Here is a 15588-nt window from a genome sequence, read left to right as displayed (position 1 = left end):
CTCCACCTGTGTTACACCTGCGGGAAAATCAGCTCCAGTGCCTGAATTGAATCTTCCCAGTCGGCGCGTTCAAAAATGCCTTGTTGCAAAAATGCCTCCAGCTGCGGCCACAGGCTAATCGCCTTGTCGAGCATCGGGTCGCTGCCTTTGGCATACGCCCCCACGCTGACCAGATCGCGGTTGCGCTGGAAGCTGGAAAGCAGTTGTTTGAAGTTACGCACGCGGGCGTAGTGCTTCTCGGTTATCAGCGCCGTCATTGCGCGGCTGATTGAGGCTTCAATATCAATGGCCGGGTAGTGCCCGGCTTCGGCCAGACGACGCGACAGCACAATATGACCGTCAAGGATCGCGCGCGCGGAGTCGGCAATCGGGTCCTGCTGGTCATCGCCTTCCGTTAGTACCGTATAGAACGCGGTGATGGACCCGCCGCCGCTGATGCCGTTCCCCGCGCGTTCCACCAGCGCAGGGAGTTTGGCGAAGACCGAAGGCGGGTAGCCTTTGGTCGCCGGTGGCTCACCGATGGCCAGCGCGATTTCACGCTGCGCCATCGCGTAACGGGTCAGGGAATCCATGATCAGCAGCACGTGCTTGCCGCGGTCACGAAAATCTTCGGCGATACGGGTGGCATAGGCGGCACCCTGCATGCGCAGCAGCGGCGACACGTCTGCCGGTGCGGCGATTACCACCGAGCGGGCGCGGCCTTCCGCACCCAGAATGTTTTCAATAAAGTCTTTTACTTCACGACCACGTTCGCCGATCAGCCCCACGACGATCACGTCGGCCTGGGTGTAGCGCGCCATCATGCCGAGCAGGACGGATTTGCCAACGCCTGAGCCGGCGAACAGGCCCATACGCTGTCCACGTCCCACGGTCAGCAGGGCGTTAATCGGGCGCACGCCGGTATCCAGCACATGCTCGATAGGGGTACGCTGCAGGGGGTTAAACGGCTGGGTGATCAGCGCGCCGGTTTCGGTGGTGTCGGGGGAGGGCAGTCCGTCGAGCGGTTTCCCGCTGCCGTCCAGCACGCGGCCCAGCAGGGCAGGGCCTAGCGGCAGCTGTTTCCCGCTTTGCAGCCCGTCGCCAGAAATATTTTTGGCATACACGCGCGCGCCGGGCAGAATGCCTTCCACCTCTTCAAGCGGCATCAGGAACAGGCGCTGGCCGTTAAATCCGACCACTTCGCTTTCAACTTCACGCGTTTCCAGACCATCCTGACGCTCAATGACGCAGGTCGCGCCCAGCGGAAGCTGCAGGCCGGTGGCTTCGAGAACCAGGCCGGTGGCGCGCGTCAGTCGCCCATAACGACGAACGGATGGCAGTAGCGCCATCTTCGTCTCAAAGTTGTCGAGCGTGGTGAGCCAGCGGGTGAGGCGCGCGGTCATCAGACGACTCCCGGTGCCGCCAGGCGGCACAGTTCCTGCCAGCGGGTGGCGACGCTGGCATCCAGATCGCCTTCATCGGCAGAGACTTTGCAGCCGCCGTGATGAAGCGACGGATCGCCGCGCAGACGCCAGCCGTGCAGGTTAAGCGTCGCGCCCAGGCTCTCTTCAACGCGCTGCAGGTCGTCCGGATGGACGCGCAGCTGAGGTTTCCCGCTGAACAGCGGCTCCTGCTGAAGCAGCCCCTGAATTTGTTTGATAAGCGCGGTGTTATCCACCACGGGCGTCTGGCCGATGACCTGACGCGCGGCTTCCAGCGCCATCTGCATCAGTCGCGAGGCAATCACGCTGTCCAGCGCGTCCAGCGTGTGCTGAAACTCGCTGACCAGCTGCTGCATGCGGGCATGGATCGGCGCCTGCTGCTGGCGCGCCTGATCGATACCGTGTTCTAACCCTTTCGCCAGACCTTCCTGATACCCCTGCTCGTGGCCTTTCTGACGGCCTTCGTTCAGACCGGCGTTATAGCCCTGCTCGTGCGCCTGCATTTGCAGCTGCGCTAGCATCTGGGCCTGCTGCTCCTCTTCGGTCAGCTCGGGCTGCTCGACGTCCGGGTCAAGCTCTTCGGTTGCGATGACGGCCGGCGTGAACTCGGAGAGGGGAGGCGCCAGATCGTCCGGCGTCCAGCGCTTCCAGGGCAGCTCATTAGACATAGGTGTCGTCTCCGCTGCCAATCACCATCTCGCCGGTTTCCGCCAGACGACGAACAATAAGCAGAATGGCTTTCTGTTCGTTTTCCACCTGAGACAGACGAACCGGGCCGCGGTTGGCAAGGTCGTCGCGAAGGATATCGGCCGCACGCTGAGACATGTTGCGCAGGAACTTCTCGCGCAGCGGCTGCTCGGCGCCTTTGAGGGCGATAAGCAGCGACTCGGAGTCCACTTCCTGGAGCAGGCGCTGGATGCTGCGGTCGTCCACTTCGACGAGGTTTTCGAACAGGAACATCTCGTCGATGATTTTCTGTGCCAGCTCGCCGTCGAATTCGCGAACCGCCGTAATGACGGCCTCTTCCTGCTGCGTTTTCATCAGGTTGATGATTTCCGCCGCCGTTCTCACGCCGCCCATTTTGCTGCGCTTGAGGTTCTGACCGTCGAGCAGGTTGTTCAGCACTTCGGTCAGCTCCGCCAGCGCGGCCGGCTGGACGCCGCCGAAGGTCGCGATACGCAGCATCACATCGTGACGCAGGCGTTCTTCGAACAGCGCCAGAATATCGGCCGCCTGACCACGTTTGAGGTGGACAAGGATGGTGGCGATAATCTGCGGGTGCTCGTCGCGGATAAGGTCGGCGGCACTCTGCGGCTCCATAAAGTTGAGCGTTTCGATACCGCTGGCGGTATCGCGCGTTTCCAGAATGTCTTCCAGCAGGCTGGAGGCACGCTCTTCGCCCAGCGCCTTGACCAGCACGGAGCGCAGGTAGTCGTTGGCGTTGATGTTCAGCGCGGCAAACTGTTCGGCTTCCTGTTCAAACTCTGCCAGCACTTCGGTCAGCTGCTTGTTGGAGATCTGACGCACGTTGGCCATGGCCGCACTGAGAATTTGCACTTCTCGCTGGGAGAGGTGTTTAAACACCTCTGCCGCACGATCTTCGCCAATGGTCATCAGCAGGATGACGCTTTTATCGGTGCCCGTAAGCGTATTACTCATGTTCGTTACCCATCCACTGGCGGATGACCAGCGCCACGACGCGCGGATCGTTATCTGACATTTCGCGAATGCGCTGGCTCATCACCTCAGCGCCCATGCGCTGGTTAGCACGACGCTGCTGCAACTGTTCATCTTTGCTGAGGCGCACTTCAACCGCTTCTTCCGTTTCCTGACGCGCATTCATCTGCTCGCGAGCCGCTTTCTCGGCTTCAGCACGGCGCTGGAGCTGCGGACGAACGCCCTTACGCCACAGCAGCCACGCGACAATCAGCACCAGCAGCCAGCGTCCTGCGGACATCAGCTGATCGATAAACGCCTGCTGTTGCCAGAACGGCAGTTCACCGCCGGTCTCATCAACCGAGTTGAACGGTGAGTTCACCACGTTGAGGGTATCGCCGCGCTTCTCGGAGTAACCCATCGCTTCACGGGTCAGGTTTTCAATCTGCTTCATCTGCTCGGCGGTCAACGGCAGCGGTTTGCCGTCCGCCAGCGTTTTGTAGTTCACCACTACCGCAACGGAAAGACGCTGAATATCGCCCACGTTCAGTTTAGTGTGGCGAATCGTCCGATCCACTTCGTAGTTCGTGGTTTCGTTACGGCTGCTGGTGCGCGGACCGGCGTTACTGGTCGTTGAGGTGGTCTGCTGATTATTTTGCTGACCGTTCTGCTGATTGGCCGGCGGCGTAGAGATCGGTGCCGCGTTAGCCGGGGCAGGCTGGTTAGACAGCGCGCCCGGCACGCCGCCTGGGTAGGCACCGCCGACCTGCTCGTTCGAATTGATCTGGCGTGAACGCATCACCGCCTGAGCCGCATCGCCGTTCGGGCTGTACTGCTCTTCAGTTTGTTCTTTATTCGCGAAGTCGATCTGCGCGGTTACCTGCGCGTGCACGTTGCTGTTACCCACGACCGGGCCGAGGATCGCTTCAATACGGCGCTGCAGACGGTTTTCGACATCGGCGGCATACTTCAGCTGCGCGTCATTCAGATCGCGACCGGCGGTATTGGACTGCGTCAGCAGGTGACCGCTTTGGTCAACCAGCGTCACGTTACCCGGCGGCAGACCGGCGACGGCGCTGGAGACGAGGTGCGTCACCGCGCTGATTTGCCCTTCGTCCAGCGCGCGGCCGGGTTCGAGGTTCACGGTAACGGACGCTGAAGGTGATTTCTGTTCGCGGACAAATAAAGAAGGTTTAGGCATCGCCAGGTGCACGCGGGCGCTCTTAACCGGGCCTAATGTTTCAATGGTGCGGGCCAGTTCACCTTCCAGCGCACGCTGATAGTTCACCTGCTCGCTGAACTGGCTGATACCGAATTTTTCCTGATCCAGAAGCTCAAAGCCAACCGCACCGCCTTTCGGCAGCCCCTGCTGAGCCAGACGCAGACGCAGCTCGTGCACCTTATCTGCCGGTACTTCAAGCGCACCGCCATTATCGGCAAAGCGATAAGGGATGTTCATCTGGGTCAACTGGGTGACGATGGCGCCGCCATCCTGATCGGAAAGGTTGCTGTAGAGCGTCCGGTAATCAGGGCTTTTCGCCCACAGGACCATCGCTACAAGGATCGCAATTGCGGCAGCGCCTGCCACGATCAACGGGATTTTAGGATTCGCGCGAAGGCGGTTCATCCACTCGAGTGATTTATTCTGCGGCGCTGTCGATGCTGTTGCACTCATTGCGCACCTCTTAAATCCTGGTGGTTTACGTTATTCGTGTAGAGAAACAAAACTGACTCCCGGGTCGGCAAACACGACAAAAGTTCCATATTGATGGCCCTGCCATTATTTGATGATTCGTGATTTTCTATGCGTCAAATAACCTGGTTTTTTCATGCTATTTACCGCCATTATCTTATTGACAAGCTGTTAGTCTTGACCGCGTAAAAAACCATCCAGGGGAGAGTCATGGCTATACAGGGCATTGAAGGGGTAATCAGTCAGTTGCAGGCAACGGCGATGACGGCCCGTAATCAGAATGTGGCAGATCAGCAGCCGAGCATCAGCTTCGCGGGGCAACTGCATGCCGCTCTTGACCGTATCAGTGATACCCAGACCGCCGCGCGCACTCAGGCGGAAAAGTTCACCCTCGGTGAGCCGGGCGTAGCGCTGAATGATGTGATGACCGATTTGCAAAAAGCCTCGGTTTCCCTGCAGATGGGGATCCAGGTGCGTAACAAGCTGGTGTCGGCGTATCAGGAAGTGATGGGGATGCAGGTTTAACACCTGTCGATCTTCGCTGGCAGCCGCAGCGCTTTAATGCCACAATATTTTTTTCTTCGAATGCAGGAAAGATGATGAAAAAAATAGCAATTGCTGGCGCGCTGCTGGCACTGACCGGGTGCGTTCAGGTCGATAACTATAACGACGTGATCAAGCATCCTGTCCCGGCGCATCTGGCGGGATACTGGCAGTCGAAAGGGCCGCAAAGCAACATGGTCAGCCCGAAGGCGATTGCCACGCTGGTGGTGACGGAAGAGGGCGATACGCTGGACTGCCGTCAGTGGCAGCGCGTGATTGCCGTGCCGGGTAAAATCATGCTGCGTTCAGACAGTTATTACAACGTGACGCGTAAGCTGGATATCTACCCGCTGGAGCGCGATGGCTCGACGCTTGAGTATGACGGGCTGGAGCTGCAGAAAGTCGATCGCCCAACGGTTGAGTGTGCCGATTACCTGAGCAAGAATCCGCTCGAGAGTAAGCTGCCCTGAGGGTAAACGCAAAACGGCAACCTCGTTGCCGTTTTTGGTGTTTGCGCCCTCTCCCCGTGGGAGAGGGACGGGGTGAGGGCATCAGGCCGCACTTTGCCAGTACTACAACGCATCCTCTATTACCCAAACGCTGACGCTTCCCCCATTACAGGTAAACGTCCCTTCGCCATCCGCCGCCGTGGTGATGGTTTCTTCGCGATTGCCGAGAAAATCCCGCCACGTTTTGTTGCCGTAGTTTTCCCCCAGGCAAATCACCTTCTCGCCGTCGTCCCCGTTCGACATCACCACCACGCAGCCGGGATCGTCATCGGTGCCGCTGCGGCTGAAGGCGATGCAGTTTGGATGGTCGAAAAACAGCGTTTGCACGCCGTGGGCAAAACGCTGGCGCGCGAGGATCAGCTCGTGAAGCTGCTCAATCACCGGCATATCAATATGGTACGTTTCACCGTCTCCTCCCGCGTCGTCATAGCTTGCGCCGAAGAGATCCGGATAAAAGACGCTCGGCACGCCATTTTCCCGCAGCAGGATCAGCGCGTAGGCCAGTGGTTTAAACCAGGCTTCGACCGGTGCTTCAAGCGCCTGCAAAGGCTGGGTGTCATGGTTCGCGACGAGGGTGACCGCATGAAACGGATCGGCTTCTACCAGGGTGCCGGTGAAGATTTGGCTCATGTCGTAATCCCGGCCCTGACGTGACGCCTCGTGGAATTTCATCTGCAGAGGGGCATCAAACAGCATGGTTTTGCCTTCGACCTGGTCAATATAGGCCTGAAGTTTATCCACCTCATGGGACCAGTATTCCGCCACGATAAACAGCGGCTGGTCGGCGACTTCCTGGACGTGCTCAATCCACTCTTTGTAAAACCAGGCGGGAATATGCTTGACGGCGTCCAGACGAAAACCGTCGCAGCGCGTCTGTTCCATGACCCAGCGGGCCCAGTATTTGATCTCCTCGGTCACGGCGTGATTGCGAAAGTCGATATTTTCGCCCATCAGGTAATCGAAGTTGCCCATCTCATCATCAACCTGATCGTTCCAGCCTTCGCCGGTGTAGTCGTTGACGATTTTAAAGATGCCGTCTTCATCGGGGTTTTCAATGTGGTCGACGCCGCTGAAGCATTTGTAGTCCCAGATGAACTGTGAGTACTGCCCGGCCCGGGCAGGGAAGGTGTAGCGAGTCCAGGCTTCGCATTCAATGACCTCGTCATCGATTTGCGTGCGGTCCTGTTCGTTCACGCGCTGAACGCGCACGGGTTCTTTTTCATCGGCGCCCATTTTGTGGTTGACCACCACGTCCAGCAGAACGGCAATGTCGTTGCTTTTAAGGGCATCAATAGCCTCCAGCAGCTGCGCCTTGTCGCCGTATTTCGTGGCGATACTGCCTTTCTGGTCAAACTCGCCAAGATCGAACAGGTCATAGGTGTCATAGCCGACAGAATACCCGCCGGATGCCCCTTTACAGGCAGGCGGCAGCCAGATCATGTTGATGCCGATTTCGTTAAGATTGGGAGCTAACGCCGTGACCTCTCGCCACAATTCACCGCCAGCAGGGTAGTACCAGTGAAAACATTGTAACAGGGTGGGGTTTTTCATCATCCTTGCTCCAGAAGCCATTGGCAGACTTCTGGAGTATGGATGAAGAAATCATAGTTGTGTGTCGCGGGTCAAACTTTCTGGATAAAGAATATTCCCTGACAGCTTTCCATAGGTAGACGTGATGGATTGCTGTTTGCCGGTTTGATCAATCAGATTGCGCAGTTCGTCCATGCGGACCTTCAGCAGTGCCTTTAGCGCATTCTCGTTTTCAAGGATCATTTCCAGCAGCGCACGCGCTTGCTCAACCTGAGCCGGAGGGCATGACATGATGGGCGTTTGAGATATCTTTTCCACCAGTTGAACGTAATGCATTTCCTGCTCGATAAGCGCATCCCATTGACCAGAATGTGCGAGATTTAGCATAGCAATGCTCTGAGCATGTAACGCCTGCCAGTGGCTAAGCGCTGCGCTGGGATTATTCATCAAAATTATCCTGAAATAGAGGACGCATTGGGGCCGATTTGCTTCCACGCATCCGCAATGTTGTTTAATAAACCCTCGACTTCAACAATTGCGTCTACGTCGTTACTGACATTCGCCAGCAACAAACGTCGAACCATATATTCGTACAAGGAGGCAAGATTACCGGACAACTCGCTCTCAACCTCCATGTTCAGTCCTGCTTTTAAACCGTTGTCGATGATATTGATGGCTTTCGTTAACGCTTCGCCTTTCTCGCGAATTTGTCCGGCTTCCATGAACAAACGCGCGCGAACAAGGGCGCTATGCGCCCCGTCGAATAACATGACAATCAGCTGGTGTGGACTGGCATTCATGACTGCGCTTTCGACTCCTATCTGCTGATAGGATTGAACACCAGAGGTCTTATACATATCCACTCCTGAAGGCTACGACTATTTTTGTGAGAACTGTTGGGTCAGGTAGTTGGCTGTATTGGTCATTTTGGTGACTAATACGTCCAGACTGGTGAACTGGGTTTTGTAACGAGCCATGGTGGCATCAATAGTGGCTTCCATAGCATCGTAACGCTCACCCAGAGTTTTTAGCGTTTTGTTGATCCCGTCTTTCGCGTTCTGGATCACCCCGGCGCTGCCGGTACTGGTGCTGAGCATGGTGGTCAGCGTGTTGTTCATCTGGGTCGCCATACCGGTTTTCTTGCCGTCACCGACAAAATACTGCTGTACGGCGTTCGGGTTCTCGGTCAGCGCTTTTTTCAGCTTATCGGTATCGACTTTCAGGTTACCGACGGTACCGTCAGAACCTTTTACCGGGTCCTGGGTAATTCCCAGCTGGGCCATGATCTGTACCGAGCCGCTCTGCACTTCGGTCAGCAGGCCGCGCAGCTGAGACTGGATCCCGCGCACGTTTGCATCACCAACAAGTGCCCCGTTGCTGGCTGACTGGCTGCCGGCGCCTGCATCAACCGGAACATACTTCGTCAGGCTGTTAATGGTGGACTGCAGCGAGTTATACGCCGTGACCCAGTCGGTGATCGCCTTCTGGTTAGCATCCGTTGCGCGAGTCACCTCTAATGTTTCATCTGCCTTGCTTTCTGCTTTCAGCGAGAAAGTCACGCCAGGCAGGGCATCGGTAATGGTATTCGTCTGGCGCTCAATCGAAATGCTGTTCACTACCACAATTGCGTTTTGAGCTCCGGTGTTAACCGTCAGTGCGCCCGTTTTTGTGGTGGAGTTGTAACCAATTGCGTTTTGCAGCTTATCGTCGCCAGTGACGCTGATCGTCATTTCACCATCCGTACCGGTGGTTTTAGATGACAGCATCAGGCGGTAATCACCGTCTTTCGCTTTAATGACGCTGGCGGTGACGTTGCCGTTCGCTTTATTAATGGCGCTCGCAATCCCGGCCAGAGACGTATCGCCATCCGCCAGGGTGACCTCTAAAGGCGTTTTCGTGCCCGGCTGGGTGATGGTGATTTTACGCGTCGTACCTGTCGTATCGCCCAGCAAATCCGTGTTGTTTGCATAGGAGCCGGTAGTCAGTGCCTGTGCTTTTGCAACCTGGTTGACGTTGACAACAAAGGAACCCACGGACGCGTCAGCCGTTGTCGTGGCGGTAAAGGCCGTGTTGGTGCTGCTAACGGACGTTGAGTTCCAGGTGGTTGCTTTACCCAGCGCAGCGGTCGCAGTCTGCAGCGATGTCATGGCGCTCTGCAGTTTGCCGTAAGCGCTTAACTGTGCGTTATACGTTGATTGCTGGGAAGTAATCGTCGTCAGCTTGGTTCTTTCTGCTGCATCCAACTGATTATATAAATCCCCGAGTCCTGCAGAACCTATCCCGAGGTTACTGATAGTAGCCATGCATATTTTCCTTAAAATACGAAAGTAGTTCAGGACTCTTATCGGCCTCTCAACGTAAAAGTTTACGATGGTGAGAAAAAAATAATCCAAAGAATAGGCACGTCCTGGCGGGGTAAATGAAAGGATTGCACTTTAGGGTCATTATCCGTGCATTGAAAACACGAATAAGTGTGTGCCTTTTTTGTCATCTCTTTGCGCGTTAAAAAAGCATAAATAATAACGCTCTGATGGACCTTAATTGATTTTTTAAAAATAAAATGATTAAAAATCAATGTTTTGTAATTTTTTCGAAATTGATTCTAAAGTCTTTTGGGGACCCGTCGATAACCTTGTTGACGGTGAGAGACGCTGTGAGTGTTAGGCACCGGACCTAAAACCCAATTTTTGAAGGAAACAAAATTATGGCAGTTATCAATACTAACCTGTTGTCCCTGACCACTCAGAACAACCTGAACAAATCTCAGTCTTCTCTGGGCACTGCTATCGAGCGTCTGTCTTCCGGTCTGCGTATTAACAGCGCGAAAGACGATGCTGCTGGCCAGGCGATTGCAAACCGCATGACCGCTCAGATTAAAGGCATGAACCAGGCTGCGCGTAACGCCAACGACGGTATCTCCATGGCGCAGACTGCTGAAGGTTCTCTGAACGAAATCAACAACAACTTGCAGCGCGTTCGTGAACTGGCTGTTCAGGCAAGCAACGGCACCAACAGCACCTCTGACCTGGCCTCTCTGCAGGATGAAGTTACCGCGCGTCTGAATGAAATCAACCGCGTTGCGGGCAAAACTGATTTCAACGGCATCAAACTGCTGGACGGCACTGCAGGTACTGCTGGTGTGGTTAAAATTCAGGTTGGCGTGAACGACGGCGACACCATCGATCTGGACCTGAGCGGTGCAAAAGCTGACACCACGACTCTGGGTGTTGCTGCTATCGACCTGAAAACTATGACCGCTACCGACCTGGGCACCATCGACGCAGCTATCGCTAAAGTTGATAAAGCACGTTCTGGTCTGGGTGCTGTGCAGAACCGTTTCACTTCTGCAATCAACAACCTGAACAACACCTCAACTAACCTGTCTGCTGCTCAGTCCCGTATCCAGGACGCTGACTACGCAACTGAAGTTTCCAACATGTCCCGCGCGCAGATCCTGCAGCAGGCTGGTACTTCTGTTCTGTCTCAGGCAAACCAGGTTCCACAGACCGTTCTGTCTCTGCTGCGTTAATTTTACGCGTGAAACCCCGCTTCGGCGGGGTTTTTTTATCTCTGCTATTTGAGAATCCGCCTGTGAAACAAATCAGTGTCACTCAACCAAAGCTGGTCGCAGATTTTTCATGTGTCGGTGGGGAATGCCGTGAACATTGTTGTCAGGGCTGGACCATCGCGTTTGATAAATCCTCCGTTAATCGCTATCTGAACAGTAAAAATGCCGCCATTCGTCAGACGGCGAAAACGGCGATAAAAGTCACCAAAAAAAACTATGACCACTGGGGTGAAGTGATTTTCCATACGGAAAGTAAAAACTGCCCGTTTATGGATACGGAAAAACTCTGTTCTGTTCATAGCGCCATGGGCATCCAGGCCTTAAGCCCAACCTGTACGTCGTTTCCGCGGACAAACCGGGTCTATAAAAATGAAATCGAAAAATCGCTGAACCTCTCGTGTCCGGAAGTGACCCGACTTCTGTTGAACGATCGGGAGTCTATGTCGTTGATGGAATCTGTCATTGTTCAGCAGGACGTCAATAATGCGCCGATGATTGATTTGAAGGCAAAGGTCATCAATCTCTTCTGCCAGAATATTTTCAGCGTTGAGGGCGTCAGCGTTGAAGAACAGGTTTACGCCGTGGTGAAATTCCTCATGGTGGCGGAAAAGCTCGATAATCTCGAAGAGAATATCGGCACGCTCGAAACGGTCTATTTCTCGCTGGTTAACGAACTGGTGAGCGGTAAAATCAAAACGGAATTAGGCGGATTTAATCAGAACTACAGCCTGAAATTCGCGTTAATTTCGCTCATCCAGAGCTACTTCACGAAGAAAGCGACAGCCCGCGGCGGTGCGGTATTAAACCGTTATTTTACTCAGCTTTATCAACAATTTGAGACTGCGGGTGACACCGTACCGGCAGAGAAGGTCATGGAGAACATCGAGTCCGTCTGGCGCGATGTGGCGGGAAGTTACCTGGCGACCCATGACCATTTATTCAAGAACTTTTTTAAATACAAACTCTGGGAGCAGGGCTTCCCGCAGAACAATGGCCGCAGCATGTTGAATAATCTTTATTTAATCGTCGCGGAGTTCTATTTCCTTAAAACATTACTTGCCGGTCAGGCGATCGTGGCGGGGAAAATTGAACAAGATAATATTATTGATGTTATTTACAGCTTCCACTCCCTTAGCCAGCATAATCAGGAAGCGGGAAAGCTCTTTCATCAACATATAGATAGCGTCAAACTGGGCGACGATCTTTCATTGTTACAACTGTTAATTTAGCCAGAAAAGTTGCCCCTGTTGTGGGCAACCTCAGAATAACCTCACTTTATCCCCCTTTTTCATCCAATTGAACGCCCTGCAGAATCGGATAATCATGCCGATAACTCAACTAACGCAGGGCTGTTTATCGTGAATTCACTCTATACCGCTGAAGGTGTAATGGATAAACACTCGCTGTGGCAGCGTTATGTCCCGCTGGTGCGTCACGAAGCATTGCGCCTCCAGGTGCGCTTGCCGGCGAGCGTGGAACTCGACGATCTGCTACAGGCGGGCGGTATCGGGTTATTGAATGCAGTTGACCGATACGACGCTCTGCAAGGAACGGCATTTACGACTTACGCAGTTCAGCGTATTCGTGGTGCGATGCTGGACGAGCTGCGCAGCCGCGACTGGGTGCCGCGCAGTGTTCGCCGCAACGCGCGCGAAGTGGCGCATGCGATGGGGCAGCTGGAACAGGAACTGGGACGTAACGCAACGGAAACCGAAGTGGCGGAACGTCTTGGCATTGCTGTTGAAGAGTATCGTCAGATGTTGCTCGATACCAATAATAGCCAACTCTTCTCATATGACGAGTGGCGAGAAGAGCATGGCGATAGCATCGAGCTGGTGACGGACGAGCACCAGCAGGAAAACCCGTTACACCATTTAATGGAAGGGAATTTACGCCAGCGCGTCATGGAGGCTATTGAAGCTCTGCCTGAACGCGAACAGCTGGTATTGACCCTTTATTACCAGGAAGAGCTTAACCTCAAAGAGATTGGCGCTGTTCTGGAGGTGGGAGAGTCGCGGGTGAGCCAGCTGCACAGCCAGGCCATTAAACGCTTACGAACCAAGCTGGGTAAGTTATAGGTGATTGATTCACCTTAAAAATGCCGCACAACGTATTGACAACCAGGAGTTATCATGACGGTGCAGCAATCTAAAAGACGGCCTTTAAGCCGCTACCTGAAAGACTTTAAACACAGCCAGACGCATTGCGCCCACTGTAACAAGTTACTCGATCGTATCACGCTGGTTCGCCGGGGCGAAATCGTCAATAAGATTGCGATTTCGCGTCTCGACACGTTGATGGACGAAGCAGCATGGCTCGAAGAGCAAAAAGAGTGGGTGGCGCTTTGCCGTTTCTGTGGGGATCTCCACTGCAAAGAGCAAAGCGACTTCTTCGATATTATCGGCTTCAAGCAGTTCCTGTTTGAACAAACGGAGATGAGCCACGGCACCGTTCGCGAATATGTCGTTCGCCTGCGCCGCCTTGGGCAACATCTGTCCGTAAACAATATTTCTCGCGATCTGCTGAAAACCGGTTATCTGGATGAAAATCTCGAGCCGTGGCTGCCTGCGACCAGCACCAACAACTACCGAATTGCGCTGCGGAAGTATGCTCAATACAAGGTACAAATGCCGGGTGCCATAAAGCAGAAAGCCCACGCCGGAACAACTTCTGATATATATTAAAAAAGAATAAGATGTAGCGCAGTCGCCTTTGACGTTGCAGGCGATTTCTCTACACTACGTAAAAATTCCACTATATCGGGGTATTTATGAAATTTGCACTTCTGGGTCGTCAGGCGCTGATGGGTGTTATGGCCGTTGCGCTGGTTGCGGGCATGAGCGTGAAAACGTTCGCCGCAGAAAACCTGCTGAATAAAGTAAAAGAGCGCGGTACGCTGCTGGTCGGGCTGGAAGGAACCTATCCTCCGTTCAGCTTCCAGGGCGATGACGGTAAGCTGACCGGTTTTGAAGTGGAGTTTGCTGAAGAGCTGGCGAAGCACCTCGGCGTTAAAGCGTCGCTGAAACCGACCAAATGGGACGGTATGCTGGCGTCGCTGGACTCCAAACGTATTGATGTGGTGATTAATCAGGTGACCATTTCTGACGAGCGTAAGAAGAAATATGACTTCTCTACGCCGTACACCGTGTCCGGTATTCAGGCGCTGGTGAAGAAAGGCAACGAAGGCGGAATTAAAACTTCCGCGGACCTGAAAGGCAAGAAAGTCGGTGTCGGTCTGGGTACCAACTACGAAGAGTGGCTGCGCCAGAACGTGCAGGGCGTGGATATCCGTACCTATGATGATGACCCGACGAAATACCAGGATCTGCGCGTGGGCCGTATCGACGCCATTCTGGTTGACCGCCTGGCCGCGCTGGATCTGGTGAAGAAAACCAACAATACCCTGGCGGTAGCGGGTGATGCGTTCTCTCGTCAGGAATCAGGCGTTGCCGTTCGTAAAGGTAACGAAGACCTGGTCAAAGCGATTGATTCCGCGATTGCTGACATGCAAAAAGACGGCAGCCTGAAGGCGCTCTCCGAGAAGTGGTTCGGTGCAGACGTCACGAAATAAGCTTCTGCCGTAAAAAAAGGCGCTTTTAAAAGCGCCTTTTTTATTTCTTTCGCGTCTGCGTGCATAATGAAAAATATCACATTTTGTCAGAGTTACCGGAGAACCCATGTCACTACAGAATTTAACGCGCTTTCCCCGCCTGGAGTTCATCGGCGCGCCGACGCCGCTGGAGTATCTGCCGCGATTTTCTGATTATTTAGGGCGCGATATTTTTATCAAGCGTGACGACGTGACGCCAATGGCGATGGGGGGCAATAAGCTGCGCAAGCTGGAGTTTCTGGCGGCTGATGCACTGCGCGAAGGCGCGGATACGCTCATTACCGCCGGGGCTATCCAGTCCAACCACGTTCGTCAGACGGCGGCAGTGGCGGCAAAGCTCGGGCTCCACTGCGTGGCATTGCTGGAAAACCCGATTGGCACGCGGGCAGAAAACTATCTCACCAACGGCAACCGTCTGCTGCTGGACCTGTTTAACGTGCAGGTCGAAATGGTGGATGCGTTGACCGATCCGGCCGCCCAGCTCGACGAGCTGGCGACGCGTCTGGAAGCGCAGGGGTTCCGCCCCTACGTTATCCCCGTCGGCGGTTCGAACGCGCTGGGCGCGCTGGGGTATGTGGAGAGTGCGCTGGAAATTGCGCAGCAGTGCGAGGGCGCGGTAAGCCTCTCCTCCGTGGTTGTCGCGTCCGGAAGCGCGGGCACGCATGCCGGGCTGGCGGTGGGGCTGGAACAACTGCTGCCGGACGTCGAGCTGATTGGCGTGACGGTGTCCCGCAGCGTCGCGGATCAGAAGCCGAAAGTGGTCACCTTACAGCAGGCGGTAGCCGAGCAGCTGGAGCTGAAGGCCAGGGCCGACATTCTGCTCTGGGATGACTATTTTGCACCGGGTTACGGTACGCCTAACGAAGAGGGCATGGAAGCGGTGAAGCTGCTGGCGCGCCTCGAGGGGATACTGCTCGATCCGGTCTATACCGGCAAAGCGATGGCCGGACTGATTGACGGCATTGCGCAGAAACGCTTTAAGGATGAAGGGCCGATTTTATTTGTCCATACCGGCGGGGCGCCTGCGCTGTTTGCCTACCATCCTCATGTCTAAAAAT

General features: G+C 54.8%; 16 protein-coding genes. 8 read left to right on the top strand and 8 right to left on the bottom strand.

Features of this window, described 5'->3' with window-relative positions:
- Positions 1–11 precede the first annotated feature (11 nt).
- From fliI to fliF, 4 genes are read right to left on the bottom strand one after another with little or no spacing between them, the layout of a single operon-like run.
- Positions 12–1382: a flagellar protein export ATPase FliI gene (gene fliI / locus ACMGGX_RS01885; RefSeq protein WP_023312303.1), complete on the bottom strand. Its 1371-nt coding sequence runs from the start codon at positions 1380–1382 to the stop codon at positions 12–14.
- Complete coding sequence (fliH, locus tag ACMGGX_RS01880) at positions 1382–2089, bottom strand: flagellar assembly protein FliH (RefSeq protein WP_023312302.1); 708 nt, start codon at positions 2087–2089, stop codon at positions 1382–1384. The genes fliI and fliH overlap by 1 nt, the downstream gene beginning before the upstream one ends.
- Complete coding sequence (gene fliG / locus ACMGGX_RS01875; protein ID WP_023312301.1) at positions 2082–3080, bottom strand: flagellar motor switch protein FliG; 999 nt, start codon at positions 3078–3080, stop codon at positions 2082–2084. The genes fliH and fliG overlap by 8 nt, the downstream gene beginning before the upstream one ends.
- The gene (gene fliF / locus ACMGGX_RS01870) at positions 3073–4752 is read right to left on the bottom strand and encodes a flagellar basal-body MS-ring/collar protein FliF (RefSeq protein ID WP_202770778.1); all 1680 of its coding nucleotides are present in this window, start codon (positions 4750–4752) and stop codon (positions 3073–3075) included. Before fliF ends, fliG begins: the two co-directional genes overlap by 8 nt.
- 228 nt (positions 4753–4980) lie before the next feature.
- On the opposite strand from fliF, the gene fliE reads away from it, so the two are divergent.
- Positions 4981–5295: a flagellar hook-basal body complex protein FliE gene (gene fliE / locus ACMGGX_RS01865; RefSeq protein ID WP_008500329.1), complete on the top strand. Its 315-nt coding sequence runs from the start codon at positions 4981–4983 to the stop codon at positions 5293–5295.
- 74 nt (positions 5296–5369) lie between these two features.
- Positions 5370–5783: a lipoprotein YedD gene (gene yedD / locus ACMGGX_RS01860; RefSeq protein ID WP_023312299.1), complete on the top strand. Its 414-nt coding sequence runs from the start codon at positions 5370–5372 to the stop codon at positions 5781–5783.
- Between the two features lie 102 nt (positions 5784–5885).
- Here yedD and amyA read toward each other — a convergent pair whose 3' ends face one another.
- From amyA to fliD, 4 genes are read right to left on the bottom strand one after another with little or no spacing between them, the layout of a single operon-like run.
- On the bottom strand, positions 5886–7373 hold the full coding sequence (amyA, locus tag ACMGGX_RS01855; RefSeq protein ID WP_048981003.1) for an alpha-amylase: 1488 nt from the start codon (positions 7371–7373) through the stop codon (positions 5886–5888).
- Positions 7374–7424: 51 nt separating this feature from the next.
- Positions 7425–7799, bottom strand: a complete 375-nt coding sequence (gene fliT / locus ACMGGX_RS01850) for a flagella biosynthesis regulatory protein FliT (RefSeq protein ID WP_033145899.1) — start codon at positions 7797–7799, stop codon at positions 7425–7427.
- A 5-nt stretch (positions 7800–7804) separates the two neighbouring features.
- Positions 7805–8209 (bottom strand): flagellar export chaperone FliS, encoded by a 405-nt coding sequence (fliS, locus tag ACMGGX_RS01845; RefSeq protein ID WP_033145898.1) that lies wholly within the window; start codon positions 8207–8209, stop codon positions 7805–7807.
- A 21-nt stretch (positions 8210–8230) separates the two neighbouring features.
- Positions 8231–9655, bottom strand: a complete 1425-nt coding sequence (gene fliD / locus ACMGGX_RS01840) for a flagellar filament capping protein FliD (RefSeq protein WP_033145897.1) — start codon at positions 9653–9655, stop codon at positions 8231–8233.
- A 401-nt stretch (positions 9656–10056) separates the two neighbouring features.
- On the opposite strand from fliD, the gene ACMGGX_RS01835 reads away from it, so the two are divergent.
- The 6 genes from ACMGGX_RS01835 to dcyD all read left to right on the top strand — a co-directional run bounded on the left by ACMGGX_RS01835 (position 10057) and on the right by dcyD (position 15584).
- Positions 10057–10881 carry a flagellin gene (locus ACMGGX_RS01835; RefSeq protein ID WP_033145896.1) on the top strand — a complete coding sequence of 275 codons (825 nt, stop codon included), beginning with the start codon at positions 10057–10059 and terminating at the stop codon, positions 10879–10881.
- A gap of 62 nt (positions 10882–10943) precedes the next feature.
- Positions 10944–12149 carry a flagellin lysine-N-methylase gene (gene fliB, locus ACMGGX_RS01830; RefSeq protein WP_252046396.1) on the top strand — a complete coding sequence of 402 codons (1206 nt, stop codon included), beginning with the start codon at positions 10944–10946 and terminating at the stop codon, positions 12147–12149.
- Positions 12150–12278: 129 nt separating this feature from the next.
- Positions 12279–12998, top strand: coding sequence for an RNA polymerase sigma factor FliA (locus ACMGGX_RS01825; protein ID WP_014170714.1), 720 nt, complete (start codon positions 12279–12281; stop codon positions 12996–12998).
- Positions 12999–13052: 54 nt separating this feature from the next.
- A complete protein-coding gene (fliZ, locus tag ACMGGX_RS01820) occupies positions 13053–13604 on the top strand; it encodes a flagella biosynthesis regulatory protein FliZ (protein WP_023312292.1) in 552 nt (183 codons plus the stop codon).
- Positions 13605–13690: 86 nt separating this feature from the next.
- Complete coding sequence (gene tcyJ, locus ACMGGX_RS01815; RefSeq protein WP_420297955.1) at positions 13691–14491, top strand: cystine ABC transporter substrate-binding protein; 801 nt, start codon at positions 13691–13693, stop codon at positions 14489–14491.
- 106 nt (positions 14492–14597) lie between these two features.
- A complete protein-coding gene (dcyD, locus tag ACMGGX_RS01810; protein ID WP_063408389.1) occupies positions 14598–15584 on the top strand; it encodes a D-cysteine desulfhydrase in 987 nt (328 codons plus the stop codon).
- The last annotated feature ends 4 nt before the right edge of the window (positions 15585–15588 follow it).

The organism is Enterobacter sp. BNK-29 (assembly GCF_048684785.1).
Taxonomy (GTDB): Bacteria; Pseudomonadota; Gammaproteobacteria; order Enterobacterales; family Enterobacteriaceae; genus Enterobacter; species Enterobacter cloacae_M.
Note: the sequence above shows the minus strand (reverse complement) of the source record. Positions and strands in the feature narration are given on the sequence as shown.